The organism is Micromonospora terminaliae, from assembly GCF_009671205.1.
GTDB classification, from domain to species: domain Bacteria; phylum Actinomycetota; class Actinomycetes; order Mycobacteriales; family Micromonosporaceae; genus Micromonospora; species Micromonospora terminaliae.
Map to the genome: position 1 here is coordinate 3,378,422 of NZ_CP045309.1, position 15,268 is coordinate 3,393,689.

Here is a 15,268-nt window from a genome sequence, read left to right on the forward strand (position 1 = left end):
ACCGCCGGATCAGAAGTGCCGGACCAGGTCGGGGAAGGCGGCCAGCCGGATCACCCCCGGGTCGGACGGGTCCAGCTCGTCGTGTTCCAGCACCCAGGTGTTCTCGTTGGGGATGAACACCGCGTTCAGGCCGGCGGCGCGGGCCGGCAGGATGTCCGAGCGCGGGGAGTTGCCGACCATCCAGGCGGTGGCCGGGTCGAAGGCGTGTTCCCGGGCCAGCCAGCGGTAGGTGTCGGCGTCCTTCTCCGGCACGATGTGCGCGGCCCGGAAGTGGTGCAGCAGCCCGCAGGCGTCGAGCTTGCGCTGCTGCTCCTCGCGCTCCCCCTTGGTGAGCAGCAGCAGCTCGTGGCGGGTGGCCAGGTCGTCCAGGGTCTCCGCCACACCGGGCATCAGCTCGACCTGGTGGCCGACCAGCGCCGCCGCCAGGTCGTCGATCTCGGCGCGCTCCCGCTCGGTCGCCGGGCGGGACCGCAGCTTCTCCAGGCACTCCCCCAGGCTGCGCAGGAACACCTTGCTGCCGTAGCCGTGCGCGACCGCGTTGGCCCGCTCGATGTCGTCGAGCACCGCCCGGATCTCCGTCCGGTCCAGCGTCGGATGGTCCAGCCAGGTGAGGAAGTCGTCGATCACCCGCTCGAAGACGACGTTGTTCTCCCAGAGCGTGTCGTCGGCGTCGAAGACCAGTACCGCGGCCTCCCGGCGCTGTCGCATCGCGTCTCCCTCCCGTGGTGGACCGGGACACGGTACTGCGCCCGCGCGGCCATTTACATCCGGGTTTCCGCGCAAGTGGGAACGACCGGCCCCGGCGGGACCAGCTCGGCGAATCCTAACCCAGTGACGAACCGGCCGCTGCCCCGTGCGACATTCCACCGGAGACAATACGAACCCATTCTTCAACCTCAATCTCGACAAGGGGTTGACGGCGCGTTACTTAATCTCGGTAAAGTGTCGGCACGGCTCCAGACGGGGCATCATCCGATTACGGGGAAGGATGGTGAAAGAAATGGACCAGATGGCCAAGGTGGAGAAGACCACCAAGACCCTGAGCGTCAAGGTTCGCAAGCTCGAGAAGCTTGAGACGACGACGGCCCGCGGCACCAACGGCTGACGGCGGCAGCACCTTCGGCCGCCGCCGATTCCGGCGGCGGCCGAAGTCGCCGGCAAGCCCGTCCATTTCTTCCGACAGGTGTGACGACACATGCTCCGTCCCGCGATCAAGAGCGCCCACCAGCCCTACACCCTGCCCGGTCACCGGATCATCGTCGGCCTGATGCAGTACGGCGTGGCCGCCGAGATCCAGGACGACGAGGAGGACAGCATCGCTCGGCTGCTGACCCTCATGGACGGCACCCGGGATCTCGACGCCATCCGCGCCGACTTCGACCGCACCCACCCCGGGCACTCCGCCGAGAGCGTGACGGAGGTGGTCCGGGACCTCATCGATCAGGGCTTCGTCGAGGACGCCGCGGCCCCGCCGCCGGCCACCCTGACCGACGCGCAGACGGAGCGGTACCGCTCGGCCCGCCAGTTCTACTCGTGGATCGACACCACCCCGCGCGAATCGCCCTGGTCGGTACAGGAGCGGATCGGCGCCGCCCGGGTCGTCCTGCTGGGTCTCGGCGGCACCGGCAGCGCGGTCGCCGCCGGCCTCGTGGCCAGCGGGATCGGCGGACTGCACTGCGTCGACTTCGACCGGATCGAGCCCGGCAACCTCACCCGCCAACTCCTCTACGTCGAGAGCGACGTGGGCGAACCCAAGCTCGCGGCCGGGCTGCGGCGGCTGCGGGCGATGAACCCGCACGTCACCGTCACCGGAGAGGAACTGCGGGTCGGCTCGGCGGCCGACGTGGCCCGGCTGATGGCCGACGCCGACGTCTTCGTGCTCTGCGCCGACCAGCCGGACCAGCTCATTCAGGAGTGGACGAACGAGGCCGCGCTGGCGACCGGCACGCCGTGGTTCATGTCGCTCTACACCGGCCCCATGGTGGTGGTCGGCTCCTTCCTGCCCGGCCGCACCGGCTGCTACGCCTGCATGATCCGGGGCGAGCGCCAGCGGGAGATCAACAGTGTCGGCCGGCCGCTGACCGACCTGCCCCGGCCCAACGCGGTGGTCGCCGCCAACGCCAACGTGGGCGGGCATCTCTGCGCCCTCGAGGTGCTCTACCACCTCGGCGGCCTGCCGCAGCAGACGGCGGGCCGGCTCTACCACCACAACGTCGCGCGCTGGGACCACCAGTACTTCATCGACGTCGTCCAGGATCCCGGGTGCCCCGCCTGCGGCGAGCGGCCGGCGCCACCGACCGGGGAGCCGGCCGGATGACCGCCACGGCCACCACGGACAGCGTCGTCCGCTTCCGTCCGATGCACACGCAGATCTCGGACGACGACCCGGACCTGTTCGTCGTGGGCCGGCCGGAGGTCGGTGAATTCATCGAGGTGCCCGGTGTCGGCATGGCGGCGATCCGCCGGCTGGACGCCGGACATCGGATCCGGGACGTCGAAGAATGGCTCGCCGAAAAACACGACGCGGAGGTGGACCTCAGCGAATTCGTGGACGATCTTATCGACGTCGGATTCGTCGCCAGTATCGACGGCGAGAACATCCCTGATCCATATCCTAAATTGCGTCCACACCTGCCGTGGCTCACCGCCTCGAACACCGGATGGTTGTTCGGAAAGATCGCCAAGGCGGCTTACGCAGTGCTGATCCTGGCCACCGTCGTAACGCTGTTTCAGCGGCCGGACCTCGTGCCCGGATACCGTGACTTCTGGTGGGGCGACTACATCGGCCTCTGCGTTCTGGTGAACACCGTGCTCTTCTCGCTGGCGGTGACCCTGCACGAGCTGAGTCACCTCGTCGCCGCCCGGTCGCTGGGCGCCCCGGCCCGGATCAGCTTCGCCACCCGTCTGCACCACCTCGTCGTGCAGACGGATGTGACCGCGGTGTGGGCGGTGCCCCGCAGACAGCGGTACCGGGTCTACCTGAGCGGACTGCTCTGCGACCTCGCACTGGTGTGCGGCGCGATCCTGGTGAACGCGTACGCCCGGCCCGGTGCGCTCGTCGAGCGGCTGCTGGCCGCGCTGGCGGTCACCGTCGTCATGTCGATGGCCCTCCAGGCACACGTCTACATGCGCACCGACCTCTACTTCGTCCTGCTGGACCTGCTGCGCTGCCGCAACCTGTTCCACGACGGGCTCGCCTACGCCCGGCATCTCGCCCGGCGATCGGGCCACCGGCTGCTGCCCCGGGTGGTCGGCGCGCCGGGCATCGACCCCACCGCCGACTTCTCCGCGCGGGAGCGGCGCGCCGTGCGTCTCTACGCGGTGGCCGTGGTGGTCGGCAGCACCGTGGCGCTGGCCGGGTTCATCGCGTACGGGCTGCCCATCGTGGTGCACGGCGTGCTCGCCGCCGCCCGGGCCATGGGCGGCGGCGGCCTGCTCGCCACCGTCGACGCGGGCCTGCTGATCCTGGTCGAGGGCGCTCTCCAGGTGCTGTTCCTGGTCACCTTCCATCGCCGGCACCGGCACCGCCTCCCCCGCCTCCTCGGGGGCCGACGGCCGGCGCCGACCGGCGCGGTCAGCGGCGCCGGGTGAGGATCAGATCGACGACCAGCGCCGTGCAGCCGGACGGACGGACCGTCCGGAATGGCCGAACGCCGTGCGAGGGGCGGCGGGAACCCGACTGCGCCGACCAGGCCCGGGGCGGCATGCTTCGGCGATGACGACCTCACGCGATCAGCCCCGCGCGATGCCGGCCCGGCGCCGGCGTCGCCGGAGGGCGGCCACCGCCGTGGCGGCAGCGCTCGCCGCCGCGGGCGGCGCGCTCCCCCCGTCGCCGGCCCTGGCGGTCAACGCCACGCACGCCACGGTCGTGGGCGCCAATCCCGTGGACTGGACGCCGCACGCGCTCGACGGGACCGTGTACCGGATCCTCCAGATCGGCAACCGGGTGTACCTGGCCGGCTCGTTCACCAAGGTCCGCAACGCCACGCAGACCGCCCAGCTCGCGATGCCGCGCCTGGTGGCCTTCGACGCCACGACCGGCCGGATCGACACCACCTTCCGGCCGGTGGTCAACGGCACGGTGAAGGCGCTCGCCGCCGCGCCGGACGGCCGCTCGCTCTACCTCGGCGGCGCCTTCACGACGGTCAACGGCGTGGCCGCGCCGCGGGTGGCCCGGATCGACGCGGCCACCGGCGCCCGGGTCGCCGGGTTCGCCCCGGCCGCCCTCAACAACCAGGTCAACGACATGCGCCTGGTCGGCGACCGGCTGATCCTCGGCGGGGCGTTCCAGACCGTCGGCGGGGTGACGCGACGGGCGCTGGCCGCGTTGAACCCGACCACCGGGGCCGCCGACGCGTCGGTCAACCTGCGCGTCGAGGGACCTCGGAAGACCAGCTCCGGCGCCACCGCACCGGTCAAGATCGAGGCGCTGGACGTCTCCGCGGACGGCCGGCGGCTCGTCTTCGTGGGCAACTTCAGCTCGGTCGCCGGCGTGGCGCGCCACCAGCTCGCGGTGGCGAACCTGACCACGACCGGCGCCACCCTCTCGGGCTGGTCGACCGACCGCTACCAGCCGCAGTGCGCCCGGACCACGCCGACCTACCTGCGGGGAGTCGACATCTCCGCGGACGGCGCCTGGTTCGTGGCGGTCACCACGGGCGCCGCGTTCCCGGGCACGCTCTGCGACACGGCGTCCCGCTTCGAGTTCGGCACCGAGACCGGCGGCAAGCAGCCCACCTGGGCGAACTACACCGGCGGCGACACCCTGCTCTCGGTGGCGATCACCGGCGCGGCGGTCTACGTCGGCGGTCACCAGCGCTGGCTGGACAACCCGCTCGGGCGCGACTCGGCGGGCCCGGGGGCGGTGTCCCGGCCCGGGATCGGGGCGATCAACCCGACCACGGGCAAGGCGCTGGCCTGGAACCCGACCAAGGCCCGGGGCGTCGGCACCCAGGAGCTGTACGCGACCGACCGGGGCCTCTGGGTCGGCAGCGACACCACCACGGTGGCCGGCGAGTACCACGCCCGGGTGGCGTTCTTCCCGCTGCCGTGAACGGGTGGGGCGCAGCGGTCCCCGCCGCGCCCCACCGTCAGCGGCGCAGGGTGAGGATCAGGTCGGCGACCAGCGCCGTCCATCCGGTCTGGTGCCACGCGCCGAGACCGGCGCCGTTGTCGCCGTGGAAGTACTCCGGGAAGCAGATCAGGTCCCGCCAGTCCGGGTGGGTCTGGAAGAGCTGCGCCGCGCCGTAGATCGGCCGCCGGCCCCAGCCGTCCCGGGTGAACAGCGAGATCAGCCGCGCCGACAGGTCGTCGGCGATCTCGTCGAGGGTGCGCTTCACCCCGGACCGGGTCGGATATTCCACCTGAAGGTCGTCGCCGAAGAAGGCGGCGTAGTCCCGCAGCGCGCTGATCAGCAGGAAGTTGGTCGGCATCCAGATCGGGCCGCGCCAGTTGGAGTTGCCGCCGAACAGGCCGCTGGTCGACTCGGCCGGCTCGTAGCCGACGCTGAACTCCTGGCCGCCCAGCGTCACCGTGAACGGCTTGTCCAGGTGGGCGCGGGAGAGCGTGCGCAGCCCGTATTCCGAGAGGAACTCGTCGGTGTCGAGCATCCGGGCGAGCAGCCGCACCACCTGGTCGGGGCCGACCATGGAGAGCAGCCGCTGCTGCCGGCCGTCCGGGCCGAGCCGGCGGGCGCCGATCACCTCGGCGTACTCGGGGCGGTTGGTGAGGAACCAGCGCAGCCGGGCGCCCAGCTCCGGCAGCCGGCGCATCGTACGCGCGGTGAGCCGGGTGACCGCCGCGAGCGGCAGCAGCCCGACCACCGAGCGGACCTTCAGCGGCACCTTCGTGCCGTCGGCCTGCCGCAGCACGTCGTAGAAGAACGCGTCCTCGTCGTCCCAGAGCCCCTGGTCGTACGCGGCGGCGGCGATGTACGCGAAGTGCTCGAAGAACTTCGTCGCCGTGTCCACGTACGCCCGGTCGTGCTCGGCCAGCACGACGGCCATGTCGAGCAGGTTGAGCGCGTACATGGCCATCCAGCCGGTGCCGTCGGACTGCTCCAGCACCCCGGCCACCGGCAACGCCGCCGAACGGTCGAACGGGCCGACGTTGTCCAGCCCGAGGAAGCCGCCCTCGAAGACGTTGTTGCCGCCCGTGTCCTTCCGGTTCACCCACCAGGTGAAGTTGAGCAGCAGCTTGTGCATCACCCGGGCCAGGAACTCGTGGTCCCGCGAGCCGTCGATCTCGAACACCTTCAGCGCCGCCCACGCGTGCACCGGCGGGTTCACGTCGCCGAACGCCCACTCGTACGCCGGGATCTGCCCGTTGGGGTGCAGGTACCACTCGCGGAGCAGGAGCAGCAGCTGCTCCTTGGCGAAGCCCGGGTCGACCCGGGCGATGGTGACGCAGTGGAAGGCCAGGTCCCAGGCGGCGTACCAGGGATATTCCCAGGGGTCCGGCATGGAGATCACGTCGAAGCTGTTCATGTGCCACCAGGCGCTGTTGCGCCCGTGCCGCCGGCCGGCCGGCGGCCGCGTGGAGCCCGGATCGCCCTCCAGCCAGCGCTTCACGTCGAAGTGGTAGAACTGCTTGCCCCACAGGAGCCCGGCGATGGCCTGCCGCGCCACCAGCGCCTCGTCGGCGCTCGCGGCGGCCGGGATGACGCTGTCGAAGAACCGGTTGGCCTCGGCGCGCCGGGCCCAGAGCACCGTGTCGAACCCGTCGCCGAGGTCGGCCGGGGGCGGCGGGATGCTCGCCGGGGGCGGCGCGGTGCGGGTCAGCCGCAGCCGGATCTGCCGCTGCCCGCCGGCCGGCACGTCCAGCACGTAGTGCAGCGCGCCCTTGGTCCCCTCCCGGTCCGGGTTCACGGTGGCCGCGCCGGCCACCACGTGGTCGTTGATCCCGTCCTTCGGGTACGCCGACCGCCCGGGCAGCCCCCACAGCCGCTCGGCGTTGGTGTCGTTGTCACAGAGCAGCGGCGTGGGCGCGCCGTCACCCTCCAGCAGGAGCTGGCCGAGCACCCAGTGCTCGCCCACCAGCCGGGACCCCGCCCCGGTCAGCTTCGGCACCCGGTCGCCGCCGGGCAGCCCCCACGCCCAGGTGTTGCGGAACCAGAGGGTGGGCAGCACGTGCAGGGTCTCGTCGGTGTCGCCCCGGTTGGCCACGGTGATCAGGATGCACAGGTCGGTCGGGGACGCCTTGGCGTAGTCGACGGTGACCGCCCAGTACCGGTCGTCGTCGAAGATCCCCGTGTCGACCAGCTCGTACTCGGTGTCGTCCCGGCCCCGCAGCGCGTTCACGGCGACCAGCTCGTCGTAGGGGAAGGCGGCCTGCGGGTAGTGGTAGCGCCAGCGCATCCAGGAGTGGGTCGGCGTGGAGTCCTCGTACCACCAGTAGTCCTTCACGTCCTCGCCGTGGTTGCCGCCGTCGCCGCCGAGGCCGAACATCCGCTCCTTGAGGATCGGGTCCCGCCCGTTCCACAGGGCCAGGGCGAAGCAGAACGTCTGCCGGTCGTCGCAGACGCCCGCCATGCCGTCCTCGTTCCACCGGTAGGCTCGGGACCGCGCGTGGTCGTGGGGGAAGTAGTCCCAGGCCGTGCCGTGTTCGCTGTAGTCCTCCCGTACCGTCCCCCACGCCCGCTCGGACAGATAGGGACCCCATGCGCGCCAGTCCTGCTCCCCGGCGTCGGCCTGGGCGAGCCGGTGCCGCTCGGGGTCGGGGGTCGCGGAGGTCGGGCGGTCAGTGATCACCTGCACATCTTCGACGCCCCCGGGGTACTTCTCCACAGGGGCCATTGTCGTCGTGGCGGGTGACACCCCGCCGGTGGTGGAGGAAAGTTGATCGAGATTCGCTTCGGGCCGCAGGTCTGCGGGGAGCTGTCCGCCTCGTCGACCCGGGAGTGGCTGGTCACCGACGGGCGCGGCGGCTACGCCATGGGCACGGTCGCCGGGCTGCGGACCCGGCGCTACCACGGGCTGCTCGTGGTGGCCGGGGAGACGCCGGCCGCCCGCAAGGTGGGCCTGGTCAGCCTCGACCCGGCGGTGACCCTGCCGTCCGGGCGGCAGGTCCGGCTCGGCGCGCACGAATGGTCCTCCGGTGTGGTCGACCCGCGCGGCTACGAGCTGCTGGAGCGCTTCGACCTCACCGACGGGGTGCCCCGCTGGCGCTGGCGGGTCGGCGACGTGGTGATCGAGCGGGAGATCGCCATGGCGTACGGCCGGTCCTGCGTGGCGGTCGTGCACCGGCTGATCTCCGGCGGCCCGGTCCGGCTGGACCTGGCCGCGGCCTGCACCTGGCGGGACGCGCACGGCGAGCGGCGGGCGGACGGCCCGACCCCGCGGCTGGAGGAGGTGGCCGGCGGCGCGGTGGTGGAGGGCGCGTTCCGGCTGGCCGGGCCCGGCTGGACGCCCGAGGGGCAGTGGTGGCTCGGGGTACGCCACCGGGAGGAGGCGGCGCGCGGGCTGCACCCCGACGAGGACCTCTGGTACGCGGGCCGGTTCTCCGGTTCCCTCGACGAGCCGGGCGCCGAGGTGTCCGTGCTGGCCTGGGCCGACGACCTGGGCGAGGAGCCGCCGCCGGCGACCGCGCTGGTCGAGGCGGCCCGGCGGCGCCACCGGGCCGTGGTGGCCGCGGCGAAGCCGGACGACGACGTCGACGCGACCCTCGCCCTGGCCGCCGACGCCTTCGTGGTGCACACCGGCACCGGCCCGGACGTGGTGGCCGGCTACCCCTGGTTCGGGGCGTGGTCGCGGGACACCATGACCTCCTACGAGGGGCTGTTCCTCGGCACCGGCCGGGGCGACGAGGGCCGGGAGCTGCTGCGGGCGTACGCGGCCACGCTCTCGGAGGGGATGCTCGCCAACACGGCCGACACCGGGCGGGTGGAGCACAACACCGTCGACGCGACGCTGTGGTTCCTGCACGCCGTGAACCGGCACGTGACCCGCACCGGGGACACCGACCTCGGAGCGGAGCTGCTGCCCGCGCTGGAGGACGTGGTGGCCGCGCACGTGGCGGGCACCCGCTACGGCATCGGCGTCGACCCGGCCGACGGGCTGCTCACCCAGGGCGGGCCGCCCGACGTCGCGCTCACCTGGATGGACGCCCGCGTCTACGGGGTGCCGGTCACCCCGCGCACCGGCAAGCCGGTCGAGGTCAACGCGCTGTGGGTGAACGGGCTGGCCGGGCTCGCCGAGCTGGCCGAGCTGGCCGGCCGGGACGCCACCGAGCTCTGGGGCCGGCACCAGCGGGCCGCCGCCGCGTTCCGGGAGCGCTTCCCCACGCCGGCCGGCTGGCTGCACGACGTGGTGGACGCGCCGGCGCCCGCGTACCCGCTCGGCGGCGCGCCGCACCACGACGACGACCTGCTCCGCCCCAACCAGCTGCTCGCCTGGTCGCTGCCGTACGCGCCCCTCGAACCGGACGAGGCCACCCTGCGCCGGGTCACCGAGGCGCTGTTCACCCCGCTGGGGCCGCGCAGCCTCGCCCCCGACTCCCCCGGCTTCGTCGGCCGGCACCGCGGCGGCCCGGCCGAGCGGGACTCCGGCTACCACCAGGGCACCGTCTGGCCGTGGTTGATCGGGCCGTTCGTCGACGCGTACCGCCGGGCCGGCCTGCCCACCGGCGACCTGCTGGTGGGACTGGAGGGGCACCTCACCGAGTACGGCCTCGGCTCGGTCAGCGAGACCGCCGACGGGCTCGCCCCGCACGCCGCCACGGGCTGCCCGTTCCAGGCGTGGTCGGTGGCCGAACTGCTGCGCGCCCGGCGGCTGCGCCGGTAACGCGTTACAGACCGGCAACCGGCGCGTCGCCGCTGGTTATCGACCGGTGGGCAGGATGGGCTGCGACCCCACGACGGGCCCGGTGCGGGCGCCGTCGGGCGGTGCGGGAACCACAACTCCAAGGGGGCCGCATGTCCGCTGACGCCGAAGTGATCGACATCCAGCCCGCCCGGCGCCAGCGGGTGCTGATCCTCTCGTGGGAGTACCCACCCGTGCTCGTCGGTGGCCTCGGCCGCCACGTGCACGCGCTCTCCGTCGCGCTGACCGCCGCCGGCCACGAGGTCACCGTCGTCACCCGGCACGCCGAGGGCGCGCCCCTGGAGGAGTACGCCGAGGGCGTCCGCGTCCTCCGGGCCGCCGAGGACCCGGTCCGGTTCCCGCTGGCCACCGACTCGCTGCTGGCCTGGACCATGGCGTTCAACCACACCCTCACCCGGGCCGCGCTGCGGGCCGCCGAGGCGGGCGGCTTCGACGTCGTCCACGCCCACGACTGGCTCGTCGCGCACACCGCGGTCACCCTGGCCGAGCACCTGGACCTCCCGCTGGTCACCACCATCCACGCCACCGAGGCCGGCCGGCACCAGGGCTGGCTGCCCGAGGAGATGAACCGCACCATCCACGGCGTCGAGCACTGGCTGAGCAACGCCTCGGCCCGGGTGATCGCCTGCTCCGGCTACATGCGGGACCAGGTGGCACGGCTGTTCGACGTACCGGCCGGTCGGATCGACGTGGTCCCCAACGGGGTGGACGACCGGGCCTGGCACGCCCGCCCGCGCGCGGTCTCCGCCGCCCGGGCCCGGTTCGCCGGCGACGGACCCCTGGTCGGGTACGCCGGCCGGCTGGTGTACGAGAAGGGCGTGCAGCACCTCGTGGACGCCGTACCGTACCTGCGGGACCGGCACCCCGGCCTCCGGGTGGTGATCGCCGGCGACGGCCCGTACCGCGACGAACTGGTCGATCAGGCGCAGCGGCTGCGCCTCGCCGACACCGTCCGGTTCACCGGCTTCCTGGACGCCACCCAGCTCCCGGCCGTCCTGGGCGCCACCGACGCCACCGTGGTCCCCAGCCTCTACGAGCCGTTCGGCATGATCGCCCTGGAGGCGGCCGCGGCCGGCGCGCCCCTCGCGGTGGCGGAGACCGGTGGCCTCGCCGAGATCGTCGAACCCGGGGTGACCGGGGTGACCTTCCCCCAGGGCGACCCCGACGCGCTGGCCGGCGCGGTCGACCGGCTCGTCGGCGACGAGGTCTTCGCCCGCCGGCTGGCCCGCCGGGCCCGCGCCGTGGTCGCCGAACGCTACACCTGGTCCGCCATCGCGGCCCGCACCGCCGGCAGCTACGCCACGGCCCGTCGCGAGCACGGCGCGTTCCGGGCCCGCCGGGCGGCGGCGCTGCTGACCGCTGGCCGGTCCGCCATCGCCATCCCGGACGGAAATCTGCTGGCCGGCGCCGCAAGCTGAGCCACGCCGCCCCGACGAGCGATAGGTGTTGTCCGATCCGTTGGCTATTGTGGACATCCACCAGCGGTGAGGAGTGCGGTGCAGCAGGTAGTGATCGCCGGCCGGTACCGCCTGCTCGATCTGGTCGGCCGCGGCGGGATGGGCCGGGTCTGGCTGGCCCGGGACGAGATGCTCCACCGCGAGGTCGCGGTGAAGCAGGTGGTGCCACCGGGCTGGCTCGCCCCGCACGAACGCGACGAGCTGCGCGGCCGCACCCTCCGCGAGGCCCGTGCGACCGCCCGGCTCACCCACCCCAACGTGGTCCGGGTCTACGACGTGGTCCGGGTCGACGGCGACCCGTGGCTGGTCATGGAGTACGTGCCGTCCCGGTCGTTGCAGGAGACCGTCGAGACGGACGGGCCGGTCGACCCGCGCCGCGCCGCCACGATCGGGCTGGCGGTGCTGGCCGCGCTGCGCGCCGCGCACGAGGCGGGCGTGCTGCACCGGGACGTGAAACCCGCCAACGTGCTGCTGGCCCGCGACGGCCGGGTCCTGCTCACCGACTTCGGGCTGGCCGTCTTCGACGGCGGCGACGGGATGACGACCCGCCCCGGCCTGGTCCTCGGCTCCCCGCAGTACGTGGCACCCGAACGGGCCGCCGAGGGCGTGTCCAGCGTCGAGGCCGACCTCTGGTCGCTGGGTGCCACCCTGCACGCGGCCGTGGAGGGCCGCTCCCCGTACGCCCGCAGCACCGCCATGGCGACCCTCGCCGCGCTGGCCAGCCAGCCACCCGACCCGGCGCCGCACGCCGGCCCGCTCGCGCCCGTGCTGGTCGGCCTGCTGCGCCGCGACCCGCGGCACCGGCTCGGCCACGACGACGCGGCCCGGCTGCTGGCCGCCGCCACCGCCCCGACCGTCGACGTGCCGGGCTGGCCGGCGGCCGGCACCGTCGCGCCCGCCACCGCCCCGGACGGTGACGACGCGTCCGGCTCCGGCTGGGACAGCGGCGGCGCGACCGCCGTACCGCCGCCGGAGCGCGCCTACCCCGACGTGATGCCGCCGGCCGCGGCCGCCCGCGAGTGGAGCCGCGCCGCCCGCCGGAGCGAATGGGCGCCCCCGGACGACGAGGGCACCCCGCCGCCGGCCCCGAGCCGGGCCGGCCGCGGTGGCGGCTCCTCGCGGCCCGCGCCGGCCGCGGCCGACCAGCCCACGCCGACCGACGGGCCGGCCGGCGGCGTCGCGATCCCCGGCGGCACGGCCGGCACCTCCGCCGCTTCCAGCGGGGCGGACGGCACCGCCACCAGCACCAGCGGGGCGGCCGGTGCCGTCGAGGGCGGGAACGGCCCGGCGGCCTCCCCCGCGGGCGAGGCCGAGTGTCCGAGCCGGCGACGCCGGGCGGCCCTGCGCCGCCTGGCGCTCGCGGCGGCGGCCGTCGTGCTCGCCGTGGCGGCGGGGATCGGCACCGCGCTGGCGGTCACCGACGACCACGACGGCGGTCCGGCCGGCGACCCGCACGGCGAGGGGCCGGGCGAGCCCTGGGAACACCGGCCCGGCCCGCCCGGCGGCCCGCCCCCCGGTGTCCCGCCGCCCCCGTTTCCGTGCGTCCGGCCCGAGGCGACGGGCAACCCGGTGCGGGCCGGCTCGCCACCCGCCGACGCGGGGCTCGCCCTCCCGGCCGGCTGGGTCTGGCACGCCGACTCCGCCGGCTTCCGGGTCGCCGTGCCGGCCGGTTGGCTGGAGCTGAGGTCCGGCAGCACCACCTGCTTCCAGGACCCCGCCACCCGGCGGATCCTCGGCGTCGAGCCCTACCCGGGCGGCGATCCGCTGGGCCAGTTGCGGGCGGCCGAGCGGGAGCTGACCACCGACGGCCGGCTGCCCGGCTACCAGAAGGTGCGGCTGGCGGCCGCCGGCGGCGGCGCGGAATGGGAGTGCCGCTGGACGGCCCCGTACGGGGAGCGGATGCACGCGCTGCGGGTGCTGCCCGGTGACGCCGGCGGGTGGACGCTCGGGTGGACCACCTCCGACGCCGACTGGTCCGCCGCGGCGGGGCAGCTCGCGCTGATCCGGGACAGCTTCCGGTCGGGCCGGGCCACCCGAGCGGCCGGCTGACAACCCCGCCGTCCCATCACCGACAGATACTCGGTCCCGCCCGCCCGGAACGACATACTTCCTGGTGATCCGGCGCCGCCCGCCGGGCGGCCCGTGGACCCCTCTCCCCAGTGGACCGTCCGGGTGATGCCCCGCGACCCGACGCCTAACTACAGTGGCGTAGTTTTGTCGATCAAGATCTCTGGGGAGGGCGAGCCGAGATGATGGGACCGTCCCACGCGCTGTCCGGCGCGGCGGTGTGGCTGACCGGCTCCTGGGCGCTGGACCAGTTCGCCGACTACCACCAGACACCGCTCGCGCTGGCGGTCGGCACCGCGGTCTGCGCGGGCGGGGCGCTCTTTCCCGACCTCGACCTCTCCGGCAAGGTGACGCGCAACCAGGGCGGCGCCACCGTGGCGCGGACCTTCGGCGTGTTCAGCCTCTTCATCGCCGAGGTGATGGAGAAGATCTCGCTGGGCGTCTACTACGCGACCAAGCTGAGCAGGGACCCGCGCCGCAACAACGGCCACCGCACGCTCACCCACACCCTCCCGTTCACCCTGCTGGTCGGCTGGGGCACCACCGCGCTCTGCGCCGCGTACGGCAAGTGGGCGGTCGTCAGCATCCTCTTCTTCATGATCGGTCTGGCGCTGCGCGGGCTCTTCGACGAGTGGGCCGAGCGGGCCGGGTGGGTGGTCGTCACCCTGCTGTCGGCGGCCGCGGCCTGGTTCACCTTCGCCAACCTGCCCGGCGACCGGGGCTATCCCCTCATCGGCACGGCGGTCGGCGTAGGCTGCTTCGTGCACATCCTCGGCGACATGATCACCAAGGCGGGGGTGCCGATCCTCTGGCCCATCCCGATCAAGCGCCGGATGTGGACGATGATCGGGTTGCCCAACGGCATCGCCCTGCGCACCGGCAGCAAGGCCGAGACCATCGTGCTGCGTGCGGCGCTGACCGTGCTCGCCGTACTGGCCGCGGTGGGGCTGGTCGCACCCTCGGTGCTGCACCGCTTCAATATCGAGGTGTGACGGACCTGGCCGACGACGGGACGGGGCCGGCGGAGCACGCCCGGCCGCCGGTCGAGGACGCTGGGGTGCCGGAGTTCTGGCGGCCGCTCGGGCTGCCCGGGCTCGCCGACGTGCACACGCACTTCCTGCCGCCCCGCATGCTGCGCAAGGTGTGGGCGTACTTCGACGCGGCCGGGCCGCTGGTCGGCACCGAGTGGCCGATCCGCTACCGGTGGGACGACGCGGCGCGCGTGGCGCACCTGCGGCGGCTCGGCGTGCGGATGTTCAGCGCGCTGGCGTACCCGCACCGGCCCGGCATGGCCGAGTCGCTGAACGCGTGGACGCTGGACTTCGCGGCGCGTACCCCCGGTTGCCTGCCCTCGGCCACGTTCTTCCCGGAGCCGGCGGCGGCGCGCTACGTGGCCGATGCCCTCGCGGCCGGCGCCCGGGTGTTCAAGGTGCACGTCCAGGTGGGCGGCTTCGCGCCCACCGACCCGGCGCTGGACGCCGTGTGGGGGCTGCTGGCCGAGGCGGGCGTGCCGGTGGTGGTGCACGCCGGGCACGCGCCGGTCGGCACGGCCCACACGGGACCGGAGTCGTTCGCCGCGCTGCTCGCCCGGCATCCCGGGCTGGCCGCGATCGTGGCGCACCTGGGCGCGCCCGACTACGCGGCCTTCCTGGGCCTGGCCGAGCGGTACGCGCACGTGCGGCTGGACACCACGATGGCGTTCACCTCGTTCTTCGACCGGTTCGTGCCGTTCCCGGCGGCCGAACTGCCGCGGCTGCGCGAGCTGGGCCTGGCCGGCAAGGTGCTGCTCGGCAGCGACTTCCCGAACATCCCCTACCCCTACGCCGAGCAGCTGTCCGCGCTGGCCCGGCTCGACCTGGGCGACGACTGGCTGCGAGCGGTCTGCTGGGACGCCGCCGCGGCCCTGTTCGACCTGGGCTGACGGGC

10 protein-coding genes are annotated in these 15,268 nt (G+C 73.9%); 8 read left to right on the top strand and 2 right to left on the bottom strand.

The annotated features are described in order from the left end of the window. Positions 1 to 9: 9 nt before the first annotated feature. Positions 10 to 708, bottom strand: a complete 699-nt coding sequence (locus GCE86_RS15280) for an HAD family hydrolase (protein ID WP_154227594.1) — start codon at positions 706 to 708, stop codon at positions 10 to 12. Between the two features lie 487 nt (positions 709 to 1,195). Between GCE86_RS15280 and GCE86_RS15285 the strand changes: the two genes are divergently transcribed. From GCE86_RS15285 to GCE86_RS15295, 3 genes are all read left to right on the top strand, one after another. Continuing rightward, entirely contained in the window at positions 1,196 to 2,317 is a 1,122-nt protein-coding gene (locus GCE86_RS15285; protein ID WP_154227595.1) for a HesA/MoeB/ThiF family protein, read from the top strand. After that, on the top strand, positions 2,314 to 3,591 hold the full coding sequence (locus GCE86_RS15290) for a hypothetical protein (RefSeq protein WP_154227596.1): 1,278 nt from the start codon (positions 2,314 to 2,316) through the stop codon (positions 3,589 to 3,591). Before GCE86_RS15285 ends, GCE86_RS15290 begins: the two co-directional genes overlap by 4 nt. Before the next feature lie 124 nt (positions 3,592 to 3,715). Beyond that, entirely contained in the window at positions 3,716 to 5,053 is a 1,338-nt protein-coding gene (locus GCE86_RS15295) for a hypothetical protein (protein ID WP_239542406.1), read from the top strand. Positions 5,054 to 5,090: 37 nt separating this feature from the next. Here the strand turns inward: GCE86_RS15295 and GCE86_RS15300 are convergent, their stop codons facing one another. Then, complete coding sequence (locus GCE86_RS15300) at positions 5,091 to 7,793, bottom strand: MGH1-like glycoside hydrolase domain-containing protein (RefSeq protein WP_154227597.1); 2,703 nt, start codon at positions 7,791 to 7,793, stop codon at positions 5,091 to 5,093. 42 nt (positions 7,794 to 7,835) lie between these two features. Here GCE86_RS15300 and GCE86_RS15305 point away from each other — a divergent pair, with 42 nt between their 5' ends. From GCE86_RS15305 to GCE86_RS15325, 5 genes are all read left to right on the top strand, one after another. Further along, on the top strand, positions 7,836 to 9,779 hold the full coding sequence (locus GCE86_RS15305) for an amylo-alpha-1,6-glucosidase (RefSeq protein WP_154227598.1): 1,944 nt from the start codon (positions 7,836 to 7,838) through the stop codon (positions 9,777 to 9,779). Positions 9,780 to 9,910: 131 nt separating this feature from the next. Further along, the gene (locus GCE86_RS15310) at positions 9,911 to 11,236 is read left to right on the top strand and encodes a glycosyltransferase family 4 protein (protein WP_154227599.1); all 1,326 of its coding nucleotides are present in this window, start codon (positions 9,911 to 9,913) and stop codon (positions 11,234 to 11,236) included. Positions 11,237 to 11,314: 78 nt separating this feature from the next. Then, positions 11,315 to 13,324 carry a serine/threonine-protein kinase gene (locus GCE86_RS32375; protein WP_154227600.1) on the top strand — a complete coding sequence of 670 codons (2,010 nt, stop codon included), beginning with the start codon at positions 11,315 to 11,317 and terminating at the stop codon, positions 13,322 to 13,324. A gap of 200 nt (positions 13,325 to 13,524) precedes the next feature. Next, positions 13,525 to 14,334 (top strand): metal-dependent hydrolase, encoded by an 810-nt coding sequence (locus GCE86_RS15320; RefSeq protein WP_154227601.1) that lies wholly within the window; start codon positions 13,525 to 13,527, stop codon positions 14,332 to 14,334. A gap of 5 nt (positions 14,335 to 14,339) precedes the next feature. Continuing rightward, complete coding sequence (locus GCE86_RS15325; protein WP_154230517.1) at positions 14,340 to 15,263, top strand: amidohydrolase family protein; 924 nt, start codon at positions 14,340 to 14,342, stop codon at positions 15,261 to 15,263. Positions 15,264 to 15,268: the final 5 nt, after the last annotated feature.